12 protein-coding genes and 1 pseudogene are annotated in these 17,184 nt (G+C 64.6%); 11 read left to right on the top strand and 2 right to left on the bottom strand.

Annotation, left to right across the window (positions count from 1 at the left end; all coding sequences use genetic code 11):
* The first annotated feature begins 4 nt into the window (after window positions 1-4).
* The 7 genes and pseudogenes from Q3Y64_RS05905 to Q3Y64_RS19490 form a co-directional block, all read left to right on the top strand.
* Window positions 5-562, top strand: coding sequence for a chemotaxis protein CheW (locus Q3Y64_RS05905; RefSeq protein ID WP_101941333.1), 558 nt, complete (start codon window positions 5-7; stop codon window positions 560-562).
* Between the two features lie 98 nt (window positions 563-660).
* A complete protein-coding gene (locus tag Q3Y64_RS05900; RefSeq protein WP_101941332.1) occupies window positions 661-1,218 on the top strand; it encodes a chemotaxis protein CheD in 558 nt (185 codons plus the stop codon).
* Entirely contained in the window at window positions 1,215-2,270 is a 1,056-nt protein-coding gene (locus Q3Y64_RS05895; RefSeq protein ID WP_303560458.1) for a chemotaxis response regulator protein-glutamate methylesterase, read from the top strand. The genes Q3Y64_RS05900 and Q3Y64_RS05895 overlap by 4 nt, the downstream gene beginning before the upstream one ends.
* A 120-nt stretch (window positions 2,271-2,390) precedes the next feature.
* Entirely contained in the window at window positions 2,391-2,843 is a 453-nt protein-coding gene (locus Q3Y64_RS05890; protein WP_303560457.1) for a cache domain-containing protein, read from the top strand.
* Window positions 2,844-2,905: 62 nt separating this feature from the next.
* Window positions 2,906-4,522, top strand: coding sequence for a methyl-accepting chemotaxis protein (locus Q3Y64_RS05885; RefSeq protein ID WP_303560456.1), 1,617 nt, complete (start codon window positions 2,906-2,908; stop codon window positions 4,520-4,522).
* A gap of 150 nt (window positions 4,523-4,672) precedes the next feature.
* Window positions 4,673-5,326, top strand: a complete 654-nt coding sequence (locus tag Q3Y64_RS05880) for a DUF2238 domain-containing protein (RefSeq protein ID WP_303560455.1) — start codon at window positions 4,673-4,675, stop codon at window positions 5,324-5,326.
* Between the two features lie 148 nt (window positions 5,327-5,474).
* Window positions 5,475-5,804: pseudogene (locus tag Q3Y64_RS19490) on the top strand (GNAT family N-acetyltransferase); the annotation flags it as partial.
* 134 nt (window positions 5,805-5,938) lie between these two features.
* Here the strand turns inward: Q3Y64_RS19490 and Q3Y64_RS05875 are convergent.
* Window positions 5,939-6,316 carry a hypothetical protein gene (locus tag Q3Y64_RS05875; protein ID WP_101941326.1) on the bottom strand — a complete coding sequence of 126 codons (378 nt, stop codon included), beginning with the start codon at window positions 6,314-6,316 and terminating at the stop codon, window positions 5,939-5,941.
* Between the two features lie 276 nt (window positions 6,317-6,592).
* Here Q3Y64_RS05875 and Q3Y64_RS05870 point away from each other — a divergent pair, with 276 nt between their 5' ends.
* Window positions 6,593-7,720, top strand: coding sequence for a pectate lyase (locus Q3Y64_RS05870; RefSeq protein ID WP_303560454.1), 1,128 nt, complete (start codon window positions 6,593-6,595; stop codon window positions 7,718-7,720).
* Window positions 7,721-7,833: 113 nt separating this feature from the next.
* Here Q3Y64_RS05870 and glnE read toward each other — a convergent pair whose 3' ends face one another.
* Window positions 7,834-10,500 (bottom strand): bifunctional [glutamate--ammonia ligase]-adenylyl-L-tyrosine phosphorylase/[glutamate--ammonia-ligase] adenylyltransferase, encoded by a 2,667-nt coding sequence (glnE, locus tag Q3Y64_RS05865; protein ID WP_303560453.1) that lies wholly within the window; start codon window positions 10,498-10,500, stop codon window positions 7,834-7,836.
* Window positions 10,501-10,627: 127 nt separating this feature from the next.
* Between glnE and Q3Y64_RS05860 the strand changes: the two genes are divergently transcribed.
* The 3 genes from Q3Y64_RS05860 to tldD are packed head-to-tail and all read left to right on the top strand — an operon-like array spanning window position 10,628 to window position 16,898.
* Window positions 10,628-14,602, top strand: a complete 3,975-nt coding sequence (locus Q3Y64_RS05860) for a YhdP family protein (protein ID WP_303560452.1) — start codon at window positions 10,628-10,630, stop codon at window positions 14,600-14,602.
* On the top strand, window positions 14,599-15,447 hold the full coding sequence (locus Q3Y64_RS05855) for a carbon-nitrogen hydrolase family protein (RefSeq protein ID WP_303560451.1): 849 nt from the start codon (window positions 14,599-14,601) through the stop codon (window positions 15,445-15,447). Before Q3Y64_RS05860 ends, Q3Y64_RS05855 begins: the two co-directional genes overlap by 4 nt.
* On the top strand, window positions 15,444-16,898 hold the full coding sequence (tldD, locus tag Q3Y64_RS05850) for a metalloprotease TldD (RefSeq protein ID WP_101941321.1): 1,455 nt from the start codon (window positions 15,444-15,446) through the stop codon (window positions 16,896-16,898). The genes Q3Y64_RS05855 and tldD overlap by 4 nt, the downstream gene beginning before the upstream one ends.
* The last annotated feature ends 286 nt before the right edge of the window (window positions 16,899-17,184 follow it).

Here is a 17,184-nt window from a genome sequence, read left to right as displayed (position 1 = left end):
CATCATGGCCAACATCATTCCAGCAGGCCCGCTCGCAGCCACTCTGGCCGACGAGCAGAGTCATCAGTACCTTACCTTCCTGCTTGGCGGCGAGCTCTACGCCATCGGCATTTTGTCGATCAAGGAAATCATTGAGTACGGCAAGCTCACCACCATTCCGATGATGCCCGAGCACATTCGCGGCGTGATCAATCTGCGCGGCGCGGTGGTGCCGGTGGTGGATCTCTCGGCGCGCTTTGGCCGCGGAGGCTGCCAGATCACCCGGCGCACCTGCATCGTGATCATCGAGATCGGCGGGGGCGAAGGCGAGCGTCACGATATCGGCGTGATCGTGGACGCCGTGTGCGAGGTGCAGGATATTCCGGCCAACCGCATCGAAGCCCCGCCAGCCTTCGGCGCCAACATCCGCACGGACTTCATCTCAGGCATGGGCAAGGTTGGCGAGCAGTTCGTGATCATCCTCAGCGTCAATCACGTGCTCTCGCTCGATGAACTCGCTGCACTCGGCGCACTGCACGGCAGCCTGCAGGACAACCGGGAGGGGGAAACACTCGCCGCCTGAACCTTCTGAGTGGCCCATGTGCGGAGCGGGGCATTGGCCAGCCGCCCGCACGTGGCTGGCTGCAGTCCTGAAATCTGTTTGAATACCTTCGTTTCACCATGGCAGCCCAATCCTTCACTCCGCCCGGATTCCTCAATGAGCGCCCGGATTGCATCCAGGAGGTGTTCCTCAATCCCGGGGGCTTCCATTTCGGTGGTGCAGATACGCGTATCGTCACTCTGCTGGGCTCCTGTGTTTCGATCACCCTGTGGCATCCTAGGCTGCGGATGGGGGGCATGTGCCATTTCATGCTGCCCTCGCGCGGGGTGATCCCTGAGGGGGGAAGTTACGACGGTCGCTATGGCGACGAGGCCATGAAGATGTTCATGGGCCACATCATGCGGGTCGCCGCCGAGCCCGAGGAGTTCCAGGCCAAGCTCTTTGGCGGCGCCAACATGTTTGCTGACATTGCGCAGCGTCGCGAAGCCAATGTGGGCGAGCGCAACATCGAGATGGGGCTGGCCCAGCTGGAGCGTTACGGCATTCCGCTGATCGCCAAGCATCTGGGCGGTGAAAGTCACCGCAAGCTGATGCTGGATGTCTGGAGCGGTGACGTGTGGCTCAAGCAGCAGGGCGTCAGCCCGAGCGAGATGGAGCGGGCGCGAGGCCGGAAATGAGGCGGATCCGGGTAGCAGTGATCGATGATTCGGCCATCGTGCGCCAGGTGGTGAGCGAGCTGATCAGCCATGCGGCGGATATGGAAATTGCCTGCACAGCGGCCGATCCGTTGTTTGCCCTGCCCAAGATGAGTGATGCCTGGCCCGATGTGATCGTGCTGGATATCGAAATGCCGCGCATGGATGGCATCACCTTCCTGCGCAAGATCATGGCCGAGCGACCGACCCCCGTGGTGATCTGTTCCTCGCACACCGAGCGCGGCGCGCAGGTCACCATGCAGGCCATGGCGTCAGGGGCCATCAGCATCATCACCAAGCCCCGGCTGGGTGTGCGCCAGTTCTTGCACGATGTAACCAGCGATCTGCTTGCCGCGATCCGCACTGCGGCACATGCCAACCTGCGTGGCCTGCAGGCGGCATTCGGCGCTTCATCGGCGCTGCCTGAAGCGCGAAGTGCGGAGCACGTTGTTGCGCGTGCCCCCCGTGCGGGCGCCCGCATGGTGGCCATCGGTACCTCCACGGGCGGCACTGTGGCGCTGGAGAACGTGCTGCGCCAGATGCCCGCCGATTGCCCGCCGCTGGTGATCGTGCAGCACATGCCGGAGAAGTTCACCGCTGCCTTTGCCGAACGCCTCGACAGCTTCTGTATTCCCGAGATCCGTGAGGCACAGGATGGCGATCGGGTGCTGCCGGGGCGCGCCTTGATTGCGCCGGGTGGCAGCCACATGCAATTGGTGCGTGTGGCCAGCGGTTGGGCCGTGGAGGTGGCTGACGGCCCGCTCGTGAATCGCCACAAACCCTCGGTGGACGTGCTCTTTCGTTCGGTGGCAAAGCTCGCGGGGAGCAGTGCGCTGGGCGTGATCATGACCGGTATGGGCGATGATGGCGCGCGCGGCCTCAAGGAAATGCACGACGCCGGCGCACTCACGTTGGGGCAGGATGAAGCCAGCTGCGTGGTCTACGGCATGCCCAAGGAGGCCATGCGCCTGGGCGGCGTGCAGGAGCAACTGGCGCTGCCCGATATTGCCCGGCGCATCCTGGAGTTGGCCTGAGCCACTCGGGTGCATGAAGCTGCAGAGGCTGCCTCTTTGTGCGCCTCAAAGCCGTGCCGCTGGCGACGTTATTAATTAGGAGAGCGGCCAAGTGGGGCCTGCTTGATTCCCGGAGGCAAAATGAAAACAGTTCCCTTCCTGTGCGTGGCCTGGCTGGCCGCGTTCGGTAGTGCCCACGCAGCGGATGAGTTTGCTTCTGCCAAAGAGGCTGAAAGCATGGTGGTCAAGGCCGTTGCGGCGCTCAAGTCCAACCGCGCGGCGACGCTGAGCGAGATCACGGCCAAAGCCCCGAAATGGATTGATCGTGATCTTTATCCGGTGGTGTATGACACTACCGGAAAGGTGCTGGCCCATGGCCAGAACGACAAGATGGTCGGCAAGGAGCTGATCGATTTCAAGGATCCGGACGGCAAGCTGTTTGTGCGCGAGCGTGTCGATCTTGCCAAAAGCAAAGGCAAGTTCTGGCAGGACTACAAATTCACCGATCCGGTCAGCAAAAAGGTTTTGCCCAAGCAAGCGTATTGCGAGCGCTCCGGCGAGGACATTGTCTGTGCCGGCGTGTACAAGCGCTGAGCCTGCGTGAAGGGGCCGGCTTCTGCCGGGCCCGCTAGCCTGATACCCACCGGGAGCGCTTCATGCGGATCATTCACCGGATGCTCGCTGCACCGCTCTTGTGCGCGCTGCTCATGCTGCTCCTCGGGGCCAGCAGTGTCATTTCGATCAACGCAATGGGAGCCGCCCTGCGCGAGCTGTTCGAACAACGCTTCAACTATGTGCTTCTCCTCAAGGGGCTGGAAAACGGCCTCCTGCAGGCTCATGCCGAGGCCTACAGCCTGTTCACGGCGCTGGATGGTCTGGCCTCCGAAAAGGTGGCGGCGCGTACCGCGGCCATCGATGCGGCCATCGTCCGGACTGACTCCCAGGTCCAGGCCATCCGCACTGCAAACGATATCGGGGAAGCCGAACGTGCCGTGCTGGGCGAGGTGGCCAGCGGTCTGGCGCGTTATCGCAAGGCCGTGAGTACGGCGCTGGATATGGCGACCGTGGACCCCAACATGGGCCGCTCGGGCATGCAGACCGCTGACGACGTGTTCCGCGAGATCGTCCGGGCGATGAGTCAGGCCATCGAGAGCCAGACCGATGCGGCTCGTGAGCGTTATGAGTCTGCCGAAGCGGATGCCCGCCAGGCACTCCTGATGACGGCGGCGATTCTGGTCGCGTCCCTGTTGCTTTCCATCGTCACCAGCTTCTTCATGGCACGCCGGATAGCCATCCCGATGGCTGATGCCGTGCGCGTAGCCGGCCGGGTGGCCGACGGTGATCTGACCGAGCGGATCGCACCGCAGTCCGCCGACGAGGTGGGCCAGTTGCTGATGGCGCTGGCGCGCATGCAGGAGGGCTTGCGCATCGTGATAGGTGAGGTGCAGGCCAGTGTGCGCAATGTAGAGGAAGCCGCCCACACCATGAGCGGTGTGGCCAGTGGTGTGGCTGAAACAGTCAGCCAGCAGAGCACTTCCCTGGCAGGTATTTCGCAGATGGTGAGTGGTCTCACCGAAAGTGTGTGGAGTGCTGCCGAGCGCACCGAGGCTGTGGTGCAGGTTGCACACGAAACCTCGCAGACGGCCACCTGTGGACGCGACCTTGTGCTTCACGCCGCAGAAGAGGTGCGCCACATCGTGAGCACCGTGGATGGCACCGCCAACTCCATGACGGCTCTCGTCAGCAGCGCCGAAGAGATCAGCGGTTTTGCCAACGTGATCCACGAGATTGCGGACCAGACCAACCTGCTGGCCCTTAATGCTGCAATTGAAGCTGCGCGTGCCGGCGAGGGTGGGCGTGGCTTTGCCGTGGTCGCTGATGAGGTGCGCAAGCTGGCCGAAAAAACCGCTACGGCCACCTCCCAGATCCAGCGAATGATCGAGCAGGTACAACGCCAGGCGCGGGAAGCGGCGGGTGAAATGGGTGTGGCACGGCAGCAGGTGGAAAGCGGCGTGAGCGAAGTTGAAAGCCTGCGCGACCCACTGCGCCAGCTTGATGAAGGTGCCCATCGCTCGCTGGAGAATTTGCGTGAGCTGAGTGAAGTGGCGCGCCAGCAAACCAGCGCCTCTACCGAGATTGCCCAGCGTGTGGAGCAGATCAGCCAGAGTAGCGCGGTAAGTTCCTCTGCCGTAGAGCGTGGGCGCGAGGCTGCAGGCGAACTGGAGCATCTCGCTCGCGGCCTGACGGAGACTGTCGCACGCTTCCGCTGCTGAAATCCGCGCGTTGCCGCGCAGCCAAAGGCCCTCCCGGGCTTGGCTCCAGGGCGCCTTGAATCCGATCCGGGCAGGTCTCCCCGGCATGCCTGCGCCATAGCCGGGTGGGCGCTGCGCTACACTGGCGCCTTGCCCATGCCGGAGTTCGCCATGTCCGCCACCTCGTCCGAAGCCCTGCCGCGCAGCCTTGCTGTCCTGGTCGTCCTGGCCTTGATCGTGTCCGGTATCGCTCCCTTCGATCGCATCACCTGGGTCATGGAAGTCGTGCCTGCGGTGATTGCAGTAGCTGTGCTGGTGGCCAGCCGCCAGCGCTATCCGCTCACGGATTTGCTCTACATCCTCATTGCCTTGCATTGCCTCGTCCTGATCTATGGCGGGGCCTATACCTATGCCCGGGTGCCGATGGGCTTCTGGCTGCAGGACTGGCTGGGCTTTGCGCGCAACCCCTATGATCGTCTCGGCCACTTCATGCAGGGCTTTGTGCCGGCGATGGTGGCGCGTGAAATCCTGCTACGCGGCGCCTGGGTGCGCGGCCGGCGGATGGCTGCCTTCCTGTGCATCTGCGTAGCGCTGGCCGTGAGTGCCTGTTACGAGTTGGTCGAATGGTGGGCGGCACTGCTGCTCGGGCAGGGGGCTGACGAGTTTCTTGGCACCCAGGGCGACCAGTGGGATACGCAGTGGGATATGTGCATGGCGTTGATCGGTGCCAGCACCGCGATGCTCTTGTTCGCGGGCTGGCACGATCGCCAGATTGCGAAAATGAACCAAGGCAAACCCACAGGCGGAGCGCCTTCTTCTGCATAGGTGCATCTTGATCTGTTCGGTCTTAAGTATTCGCCTTGCAGGAGCGCTCGGGACGCATGGTGCCGGGCGCCATGCCTGGGTCTGGGCGTCACCGTGATTTCTCACCGCGAAGCCTCCGTCACGGACCTGAGTTCAAGACGCCTGGGCGAAGCGCCTTGCTTCTCCGGATTCCGCTATTTTTGTTGCGGAGGAGAATGCGTGGATCATCGGATTCATCGCTTTCGGCCTTGTCAGTGAAACAGGCTCGCTCATGCAGCCCGTCACCTACGGTCGGATTGGCTCTGTCGGTGTCGCCGCAGGGCACCGAGGCAAGGGCGTTGGCCGGGCTCTGGTTGCTCTGGCCGAAGAGTGGGCGGCGAGACGTGGAGCCGCGGACATGCGTCTGCAGGTCTGGTCCTTCAACGAGAGAGCGATGGCCCTCTATGAAGAACTTGGCTATTCGGTTCGCTCCCATGTTCTGGGCAAGCGACTGCCATAGCAGAGGGTAAGGGCTGGTGTTCGATTCAAGGCTTGCTTCAGCAGCCATTCGTGAATCCGGCCGGTGCCGTGGGAGCTAGGGGCTTAGAGGCCGGCGCCAGACCCGCGTGTGTCTGGCGCATCCTTCTGCGGTCTTCAGGGCTTGGCGAGGTGCCAGGTGTTGTTCACGCCGTCTCCCGTGCGGTCGCCCGGTTTCTGATCCTTGATCCAGTAGTACAGCGGCTTGCCCTTGAAGGCCCACTGCTTCTTGCCGTCGTCGCGCGTGACGATGCTGTAGTCCCCACTCGGGGCTTCGCCCTCGGCCACGTAGAGCGGCGGCCAGTTTGTTGCGCAGGGGCCGTTACAGGCGCTCTTGCCGTTGCCTGCTGTATCGCGGTCGAAGGTGTAGAGCGTCATGCCGCCGTTGCCGGTGAGGGTGCCGTCAGTGAGTTTGGCCGGGGCTGGCGGCTGCATCGCACAGGCGGCGAGCAGGGCCGAGAGGAGTAGCGATGCGGTGAGATGCCTGGTTTTCATGGTGTTCTCCTGGTTGGGGTGGGGATGCGCACTTTGGGTCAGGCGCCCCTGCTGCAGACTATTCCGGGCCTGAGCGGGCTGCCCGGAAACCTCCCACTCGTACGCAACGGGTCTTGCGCTGCTTGTGGGTGGCCGAGCCTGCTGCTCTGCGACTTGACTTGGACAGGGCGTCAGAACATATTTCACGCCACTGAACTTATTACTTCAGTGCTAGAGACACATTGCCGGGAGCCAGGACCGGTGATGGCCACAACATAGCCTGGCAGGAGACAAGACATGAAATTCCGTTTCATTACCGGCGCCTTGCTGGCGCTGGCGGCCGTCAGCGTCCATGCCGCTTCGGATGCACCGACCGGCTACACCAAATGTGCGCAGAACACCGGGGCGATCTGCACGATGACGGGCAGCCGCTCGGTGGCTCTCGGCAAGTCCGGCAGCTTTGTTTACGCCACCAAGACGGACAGCTTTGCCTGCATCGGCTCGGCGTTCCCGAGCAATAGCTACACCACCTCGGCCTGGTGCTCGTATGCTGGCAGCACGTCGGCGGCTTCCAGCATAGCTGCTTCATCCGCTGCAGCCAGCGCGGCAGCATCTTCCAAGGCTGCTTCCAGTGCTGCGGCCTCTTCTAAGGCTGCATCCAGCGTCGCCGCTTCGTCAAAAGCCGCCTCTTCGACTGCCGGTATCCCGGCGGCCACTGGCACTGTGATCAATCCCACGACGGTCACCATTCCGGCCAATACCACCAAGGACTACGGCTTCCAGCGCATCGGCATTAGCGCCCAGGCCGCCAGCTGTGATGACGAAGGGCAGAAGCCGGTGTTCCTGCTCGAAGATGGCGCGGTGCTCAAGAACGTGATCATCCACGGCGGCCTCAATGGTTCGGATGGCGTGCATTGCAAGGGCAATTGCACGCTCGAGAACGTGCATTGGGAAGACGTTTGTGAAGACGCGGCCACCATGCTCGGTGGCTCGGGCAAAGTCATGAGTGTGGTGGGGGGCTCGGCCAGCCATGCGTCGGACAAAGTGTTCCAGCACAACGGCAAGGGCAGCACGGTCAAGGTGCGGGATTTCAACACCTATGGCGATATCGGCCGTTTCTGGATGTCCTGCGGCAATTGCTCGGACAACGGTGGCCCGCGCAAACTGGATATCGATCGTGTGAACATCACCGGCCGCATCTGGGATTCAGCCAAGAACGTCCAGGCCTATGCCATCCGCTTGAACTACAACTACGGCGACAAGGCTACGGTGCGTAACCTGAAGATCAAGAACTACGTCAAGGGCAGCCCCAAGGTGTGCGTGCAGGCCGTGGGCGTGCAGCCGGGCGAGGCCCAGACCAATAACGGCGAGTTCTTCAACACCGCCTATTGCGATCTGAGTCCGGCAGATGTGACGGCTTACTGATCCCGCTCCGAGTACTTCCAAGCTGAGCCGCCCCGCGTGTTGCGCCGGGCGGCTTTTTCATGCGGTGGGTTTTGCCATCAGCGCCCAAGCCGGGCGATGCAGGTGCCTCGCTGCTATTCGCCAAACACGCTCTGCCACAAGGCCTGTACTGGCGTGCGCCAGTGGTCCAGGCTGTCGTCGGGTACGCGGCTCTTGTACTGGTTCAGACGCAGGCCATGCTGGGCGTGGCGCAGGGCGCGATAGCTGTTGGCACTGGCTTCGGCCAGCGCTGCCGGAATCAGGCCGGCATTGGCCGCGCGGCCCAGCAGGGCGATATTGCCCTTGTTTTCGGTGAGTTCGGGATGGGCGTGGGAATAGGCCAGCACCAGATACTGGACGATGAATTCCACGTCGATCAAGCCGCCTGCGTCATGCTTGAGCTCGAAGCCCGGCCCCTTGTTGGCAAAGGATTCGCGCATCTTGCGGCGCATGCCCAGCACCTCTTCGCGCAGCTTGGTGATGTCGCGTTGTTGGGCCAGCAGGCTGGTGCGCAGGGTTTCGAACTGGGCGCCTACGGCCGGGTGGCCGGCGCAGAAGCGGGCGCGCGTCAGGGCCTGCAGCTCCCATACCCAGGCGTCATTGCGCAGGTATTGGGCGAAGCCTTCCAGGGAGACCACCAGAAGACCGGATTCGCCGTTCGGGCGCAGGCGCGTGTCGATCTCGAAGAGGTGGCCGGCGGCGGTGCGACTGTCGAGCCAGGTGTTGATGCGTTGAGCGAGGCGGGCGTAGACCGGCTGGCAGTCGGTGTTTGGGTCGTCATGCACATAGACCAGATCGAGGTCTGAGGCATAGCCGAGTTCTTTGCCGCCGAGCTTGCCGTAGCCAAGGATGCCGAAGCGGTGTTCATCGGCGTGGCGGCGGGCGCGCTTCCAGTTCAGGCTGAGGGTTTCGGTCAGCACCGTATCCGCGGCGGCCGAGAGGTGATCGGAGAGGCGCTCCACGCTGAGCTGGCCGGCAAGATCCCGGTTGAGCAGGCGGAAGACCTGGGCATGGTGCTGCTCGCGCATCACGTCCATCTGGCGCTCCACATCGTCGCCGAGGCGCTCCATGGCCTCGTGCAGGGCGGTGGCGAAGTGGGACCAGTCCGGCTCCTCGGTGAGGCTGCGGTTATCCAGCAACTCGTCGAGCAGCAGCGGATGGCGCGTCACGTAGGTGGCGGCCCAGCTGGAAGCGGAGACCAGTTCCACCACCCGCGCCATGGCCTGTGGGTATTGCTGCAGAAGGGCGAGGTAGGCCGAGCGGCGGCAGATCGCTTCGAGCAGCTCGATCATGCGGGCGAGGGTCTGATCGGGATCGGGGCGTGCTGCGGCGAGCTCGAGGATGCGCGGCATCAGCGCATCCAGGCGGTGGCGGGCTTCGTCTCCCATGCTGCGCAGGCGGGCGCTGTTGCGGAACTCCTGCAGGCGGGCGGAGGATTCGAGCGGCTTGCGGTAGCCCAGTTCGCCGAGGCAGTCGCCGGTCGGCCCGGCTTCACAGGCGCCTTGCCAGATCGGGTCGAGGCGATGATCTTGCGCCACCGGGTCGCCAAAGACTTCGGTGAAGTGCTTGCCCACGATGTGGCGGTGCACATTGAGTGCTGCGATGAGGCCCTCGTAATCGTCGCAGTTCATGGCTCGGGCCAGGCGCAGGCGGTCTTCGGCGTTGCCCGGGATGGTATGGGTCTGGGCGTCTTCCAGATACTGGATGCGGTGTTCGAGGCGGCGCAGGAAATCGTAGGCGGCGGCCAGCAGGGCTTCGGTTTCGGCTTCGAGCTGACCGCGATGGACCAGCGCGCGCAGCACCTTGAGGGTCGGGCGGATCTGCAGGCCGTGATCACCGCCGCCGCGGATCAGCTGGAAGACCTGGGCCAGGAATTCGATTTCGCGGATGCCACCGGGGCCGAGCTTGACGTTGTCCGCCATCTCGCGGCGGGCCACTTCGCGGCGGATCTGCGCATGCAGTTCGCGCATGGCGTTGATGGCGCCGAAGTCGAGATACTTGCGGAAGATGAAGGGGCGGGCGATGTTCTTCAGCTCGTCGTGGCGTGTGCCGGTCAGCGGGCGCGCCTTGATCCAGGCGTAGCGCTCCCATTCACGGCCCTGGGTGATGAAGTAGTTCTCCAGCATCTCGAAGCAGGCCACCAGCGGGCCGGAATCGCCGTTCGGGCGCAGGCGCATGTCGACGCGGAACACATAGCCATCGCCGGTGAGCTCGGAGATCGCGCCGATCAGCGCGCGACCCAGGCGGGTGAAGAAATCGAAGTTGCTGATGCTGCGTGCGCCGTCGGTTTCGCCGTCTTCGGGGTAGGCAAAGATCAGATCGATATCGGAGGACACATTCAGCTCGCCGCCACCGAGTTTGCCCATGCCGATCACGATCAGCGCCTGGGCTTCGCCGGCGGCATTGCGTGGTGTGCCAAAGCGGGTCGTGAGCTGGGCCGTGAGCACGCGCTGGGCGGTGACGATGGCGGCCTCGGCGATGTTGGTCATGGCCGCGGTGACTTCCTCCAGCGGCGCCAGCCCGGCCAGATCGCGCACCATGGCGTGCGCCGCCACCCAGCTCTTGAGGGCGCGCAGGCGCGGGGCCAGATTCGTCTCGTCGAGCGGGCTTTCAGCCAGGAAGGCTTCCATGTCGGCGCGCGTGAGTGATGCAGCAAGACTCGTCCCGAGGCGCTCGGTCAGCCAGGGGCGGGCTGCGAGCTGGCGTTCGAGGTGGCGGCTGTGGGCACAGGCGCGGCTGATCAGGGCAGTGGTATCGGTCATGGTGGAAACGCGACGGACGGTTGTCAGACTCTGTGATCTACGGCGGAATAAAGGGCGGCAGCAGGTCCGGCCCTGATAAAATCGCCCTCCCATCATGCCGCCACCGCAGTGGCGACGTCCAGCCTGAATGCTTGAGCCGACCGGCACCCCTCCTGATTCGCTGTGCACGCGTGCCCGCTCCCGTTGGCAGGCTTGGCTGCGTCTGCCCCTGATGCTGCCTAAGCTGTTGCGCACGCTGCTGCTGCTGAGCTTCTTCGTGCTCGGCGTGGCTCTGCTCTTGCTGCGCTATCTTGGCGCGCCGCAGATTGCCGCGCACCGCGTGGAGATCGAACAGGCGCTGAGCCAGGCCATCGGCTTGCCGGTGCGCATCGAGCAGCTGGAGGCAAACTGGGATGGTCTGCGCCCGGAGCTCGCGATCCGCAATGTGCAGGTGCTGGACCAGGCCGGTCGCCCGGCGCTGGAGTTGCCTGCAGTGAATGCCGCGGTGGCCTGGTCCTCCCTGTGGCATTTTGGCCTGCGTCTGCATCGCCTCGAGATCATCCGACCGGAGTTGGCCGTGCGTCGCGAGGCCGATGGCCGTCTGTTCGTGGCCGGCTTGGCGATGAATACCGGTGGCGAGGGTTCCGGTGCGGCTGATTTCGTGTTGCAGCAGGATCAGATCCTGATCCGCGATGCACGCCTGACCTGGGCCGATGCCCAGCGCTCGGCCCCGCCGCTGACCCTGGACAAGGTCAGTCTGCGCCTCGAAAACAGCGGCCGGCGTCACCGTTTCGCACTGCAGGCGAGCCCGCCTGCGGCCTATTCGGCCAATCTGGATCTGCGTGGTGATCTGCGCGGACGCAGTTTCGCTGAGCTCGAAGACTGGCGCGGCACGGTTTACACCTCGCTCGACGAGGCGGATCTGGCGGTCTGGCAGCAATGGGTGGATTACCCGCTGGGTCTGACCCGCGGACGCGGCGGGCTGCGTGCCTGGGCCAGCTTCGATGCCCTCCAGCTCACCGGCCTGACGGCCGATGTGGCGCTGGCCGAGGTGTCGCTGCGCTTCGGCAAGGATATTCCGCAGCTGGACCTGCATGCCCTGCAGGGGCGGGTGCGCCTGAGCCGTCGTGACGGCGGTATCGATCTGGCTGCCGAGCGCCTGAGCCTCGCCGCGCAGGACGGCCTGCAGGTGGGCCCGACCACGCTGAGCCTGCGTTACGTGCCGGCCCGGGCCGGGCGCGAGGCGCGCGGCGAATTTGCCACCAGTGCCCAGGATGTGAAGGTGCTGGCCCAGCTCGCAAGCTTCCTGCCGCTGCCTGAAGAGCAGCGCCGACAGCTGGTGCTGGCCGATCCTTCCGGGCGCATCGAAGATGTGAAACTCAGTTGGGAGGGCAGTGCGGCCAAACCGGTGGAGCATTTCACCCTGGCGGCTCGTTTTGCTGATCTGCACCTCCATCCGGTGGGGCATATTCCCGGCTTCAAGGGGCTTTCGGGCCAGCTCAGCGGCAGCGAGCGCAGCGGCGAGTTCCGCCTCGGTTTCAAGCAGGGTGGCCTCTATCTGCCGCACATCATGCATGAGCCCTTCATGGTGCTGGATCAGGCCGAACTCAAGGGGCGTTGGGGCTATGAGCCAGCGCCGCAGGACAAGGTCCAGCGTCTCACCGTGCGGCTGGACCGGCTGCAGGCCAGCAATCCGGATGTGCAGGCCGAGGCCTCCGGTTACTGGCAGGCGCGGGCCAGTGGGCCGGGCTATCTGGATGTCCGCGCGCGCGCCCCGGCGGCCAGGCTCGATGCGGTGTGGCGCTACATTCCGGCGGTGGCGCCGGTGCAGGCCGTGGATTGGCTGCGCAGCTATCTGCAGGGTGGGCGCGGCGAGAATCTGGCCTTCCAGCTCACGGGTGAACTGAATCAGTTCCCCTTCAATCACGCGCCCGGCGTGTTCAAGCTCGAAGCCGGCCTGCGCGACGCGATGATCAGCGAGTTCTACTCCGGCTGGCCCGGCATGAATGCCTTGCAAGGCAGCTTCCTGCTCGATCGCCAGCGCATGACCATCCGGGCCGATAGCGGCCGCTACGGCGCGGCCACCGCGCGCGGCGTGAAGGTCGAGATTCCGGATCTGATGGACCAGGGCAAACAGGTGCTCACCGTGGATGGCAAGGCCAGCGGCCCCAACTCCGATTTCCTGCGCTACGTGAATGGCAGCCACCTGCTGGCCAATCTGGTCGGCAGTTTCACGCGCAATGTGCGCGCCAGCGGGAATGGCGAACTCAACCTGCACATTGAAATCCCGCTGCATGAATCCATCCACACCCGAGTGCGCGGCGATTACCGTTTCCAGGCGCCGAGCCTGCAACTGATCCCGGCCTTGCCTGAATTCACCGAAGCCAGCGCCACGCTGGGTTTTACCGAGAAGGGCATCAGCCTGCCGGCAGCAGGGGCCATGTTCCTGGGGCGGCGTGTGCGCGCCACCGGCGTGACCGAAGCGGACGGCAACCTCCGCTTCGATGCCCAGGGCAGCATGACTGCGAGCGGGCTGGACCAGCTGGTACGCAACCCGGCCTGGCGTCACCTTGGTGGTGAAACTCCAGTAGCCTTGGTGATCCGGGTGCGCCACGGCCTGCTCGATCTGAGTGCGGACACCAGCCTGATCGGCATCAGCTCCAGCTTGCCGGCGCCCTTTGCCAAACCCGCCAGCGAGGCCTGGCCGCTGAACTTTTCTCTGCGTCAGGAAAAGCGCGAGACCTTGGGCGGGCAAAACCAGATCTGGCGTGTGCGCCTCGACAAGCGTCTCGACGTGGCCTGGAGCGAGCGCTGCGGTGATACGCCCTGCCAGTTCACCTCGGGCGCGCTGGCCGTTGGCGAAACCGCCACGCTGCCGATGCAGGGCTGGCGTTTCTCCGGTGTGGCGCCTCAGGTGGACGTCAATCCCTGGATCCCGGTGGTCGACGAGTTCATGACGGGCTTTGCCTCGGGCAGCGGTGGTCAGTCTCAGGTGGCTGCAGCTTTCCGGGTGGGCGAGCTGCGCGTGGGGGGCTACCGTTTCCGAGATCAGCAGGGCAAAGCCTTGCGTCGTGGCAATGACTGGAGCCTGCAGCTCGACGGGCCGGACATGGCCGGCGAGCTGAGCTGGGGCGAGCTGGGTGCCGGTAATCTGCGTGCCCGTCTCAAGCGCCTGAACCTGCAACACCCGGCCGGCGTAGCCGAGATAGCCAGCGTGGTGGATGTCGCCGAGTCCACCAGTGGCCGCCAGTTGCCGGCACTGGATGTGGAGGCCGAGCACTTCAGTACCCGCAACATCGATTTCGGCCAGCTCAAACTGCGTGCGGTGAATGATGGCCAGCTCTGGAAGCTCGAGCAGGTCAGCCTCAAAACGCCTGATCTCGAATTCACCGGCAGTGGCCACTGGCAGCGCGTCGGTCTGAAGCCGGGCACCCATCTGGACTTCAGCCTGCATAGCGAGGATGCCGGCGCGATGCTCGCGCGCCTGGGCTTTGCCGGCATGGTCGACAAGGGTACGGTCGACTTCGAAGGCAAGGCGGAATGGCGTGGCGCGCCCACTGCGATCGACTATCCGAGCCTGTCCGGCAGCCTCAAGCTTGAGGCCCGCAAGGGCCGCTTCCGCCAGATGGACCCCGGCGCCGGCCGCCTGCTCGGGATCATGAGCCTGCAGTCCCTGCCGCGCCGCCTGACCCTCGATTTCAGCGACATCTATGCCCAAGGCTTCGCCTTCGATCGCATCAGCGGCGAGATGAGCGTGGCCGCCGGCGTGCTGCATACCAACGATCTCGAAGTGCGTGGCCCGGCGGCCCGCGTCTTCATCACCGGCAATACCGATCTGGGCCGCGAGCAGCACGATCTGCAGGTGATGGTGCAGCCGACCCTGTCGGAAACGGTGGCCGTGGGAGGCGCCCTGGCTGTGGGCGTGTTCAACCCGCTGATTGGCGCGGCCACCTATGTGGCTCAGAAAATCCTGCTGGACCCGGTCGAGAAAATGTTCAGCTACGAATACCAGGTGCGTGGCCCGTGGGCCGAGCCCCGGGTCGACAAGATCAGTACCCTGAAGGCCGCCGTGCAATCCGGCGTCCAGTCCGGAGTTTCATCCGCCGAGGAGGGAGATAAATGATGCCATCCGCCATGCGTGTTGCCGCCGTGCAGATGATTTCCGGGCCGGACGTGGCCGCCAACCTGACTGAAGCTGCCCGCCTGATCGCTGAGGCGGCTGCACAGGGGGCACAGCTCGCGCTGCTGCCCGAGTATTTCCCGCTGATCCATGCCGATGAACAGGCCAAGATCGGCATCCGCGAAAACTTTGGCGAGGGGCCGATTCAGCGCTTTCTCGCGGCCGAAGCCAGGCGCCATGGCTTGTGGCTGATCGGCGGCACCCTGCCGCTGCAGGCCGCAGATGCTGAGCACGTACTCAACAGCAGCCTGGTGTTCGACCCGCAGGGCGCGTGCGTGGCGCGCTACGACAAGATCCACCTCTTCGGCTTCACGCGTGGCGCCGAGCATTACGACGAATCCCGCACTATCGAAGCCGGCCGCGAGATCGTGAGCTTCGAAGCACCCTGCGGCCGGGTCGGCCTCTCGGTGTGCTACGACCTGCGCTTCCCTGAACTTTATCGCCGCATGGGCAGTCCGAACCTCATCGTGGTGCCTGCCGCCTTCACCGAAACCACGGGGCGGGCACACTGGGAAATCCTGCTCAGAGCAAGAGCCATCGAGAACCAGTGCTATGTGCTGGCCTCGGGGCAGGGCGGCGAACATCCTTCGGGCCGTCGCACCTTCGGCCACAGCATGCTGATCGATCCCTGGGGCGAGATAGTATCGGCCCTCGCGAGCGGCCCCGGCGTGGTCGTGGGGGAGATCGACCCCAAGCGTATCGCCGCCGTGCGCGAGAGCCTGCCGGCCCTGCAGCACCGCATTTTCAAAGAATCCGCCTCAACCGAACCTGGAACGCTTCCCGCATGAGTCACCCCGCAGCAAACCCCGCGCTGGATATCGCCGCCGAACTCCTTCTCACGCCCTACGGCCTCACCACCGCCTCGCTCGATCGCAGCCTCGGCCAGATCCTGAGCCACGACGTGCAGTTCGCTGATCTCTACTTCCAGTACCAGCGTGCTGAGAGCTGGAGTCTCGAAGAAGGCATCGTCAAGGCAGGCAGCTTCAATATCGAGCAAGGCGTTGGAGTACGCGCCATCGCTGGCGACAAGACCGCCTTCGCCTATTCAGACGACATCAGCCTGTCTGCCCTCGGTGAGGCCGCCAAAACCGTGCGCGCCATCGGCGCTCAGGGCCAGAGCCGCAAGACCCGCGTGCGCTCGCCCGGCCTGCCGGCGCCGCTCTACGCCGCAGTCGACCCGCTGCCCTCGCTGCCGGATGCCGCCAAGATCGCGCTGCTCGAGCGCCTCGAGCAATACGCCCGAGCCGAAGATCCGCGCGTCGTGCAGGCCATGGCCTACCTCGCCTCAAGCTGGGACGTGGTGCTGGTCGCCCGCAGCGACGGCCACCTGGCGGCTGACGTGCGCCCGCTGGTGCGCCTGTCGCTGACCGTGATCCTCGAAGACGGCGGCCGCCGCGAGCAGGGCTCCTCAGGAGGCGGTGGTCGTGCGGACTACGCGTTGTTTACCGACGAAGTGCTGCGCGACTACGCCCGCCGTGCGGTGCATCAGGCCAGCGTGAATCTCTCCGCCAAGCCCGCCCCGGCCGGCAGCATGACGGTGGTGCTAGGCTCTGGCTGGCCCGGCATCCTGCTGCATGAGGCTATCGGCCACGGTCTTGAGGGCGACTTCAACCGCAAGGGCAGCTCCGCCTTCGCTGGCCGCATCGGCCAGCGTGTCGCCGCCAAGGGCGTCACCGTAGTCGATGACGGCACCCTCACTGGGCGCCGCGGCTCGCTGACGGTGGACGACGAAGGCAATCCCACGCGCTGCACCACCCTGATCGAAGACGGCATCCTCGTCGGCTACATGCAGGATATGCACAACGCAGGCCTGATGGGCGTTGCGCCCACTGGCAACGGCCGCCGCGAATCCTTCGCCCACCTGCCGATGCCGCGCATGACCAACACCCTGATGCAGGCCGGCGACAAGGATCCGGCCGAGATCATCGCCTCGGTCAAGAAGGGCCTCTACGCGGCCAACTTCGGGGGCGGCCAGGTCGACATCACCAGCGGCAAATTCGTGTTCTCCACGGCCGAGGCCTACCTGATCGAAAACGGCAAGATCACCCAGCCGGTGAAGGGGGCGACGCTGATCGGCAATGGCCCGGACGCGCTGACCCGCGTGTCCATGATCGGCAACGATCTGGCGCTGGACCCCGGCGTGGGCACCTGTGGTAAGGAAGGCCAGAGTGTGCCGGTCGGCGTTGGTCAACCCACTCTGCGTATCGACGGTCTGACGGTGGGTGGCACCGGCGGCTGAGCGCCGGCAGTACTGCACAAGACAAAGGCGCCGTGAGGCGCCTTTCTTGTTATGGGCAGGAATCGAACCCTTGTACTCGATCGGGAGAATGAAGGGCGGGCATTCAGGCGTAGGGCGGGTTAGGCGCAGCCGTAACCCGCGCGGAATGGTGAGTCCTGCCAGAGCGAACGGGTTGTCAGGGCGGGTCAGTGATCCGCCATACCTGTCCGTATGGGGCCGGTCGTGCCGGCGAGGAAAAGCCCCGGATTCCGGCTTTGCCTTCATCCAGGCTACTTGCTGTTGTGAT

Origin of the sequence: Uliginosibacterium sp. 31-12, assembly GCF_030548425.1 — a bacterium.
In the GTDB taxonomy this organism is placed as follows: domain Bacteria; phylum Pseudomonadota; class Gammaproteobacteria; order Burkholderiales; family Rhodocyclaceae; genus Uliginosibacterium; species Uliginosibacterium aquaticum.
The sequence above is the reverse complement of the archived record's forward strand: the minus strand, read 5'-3'. Positions and strand labels throughout refer to the sequence as shown.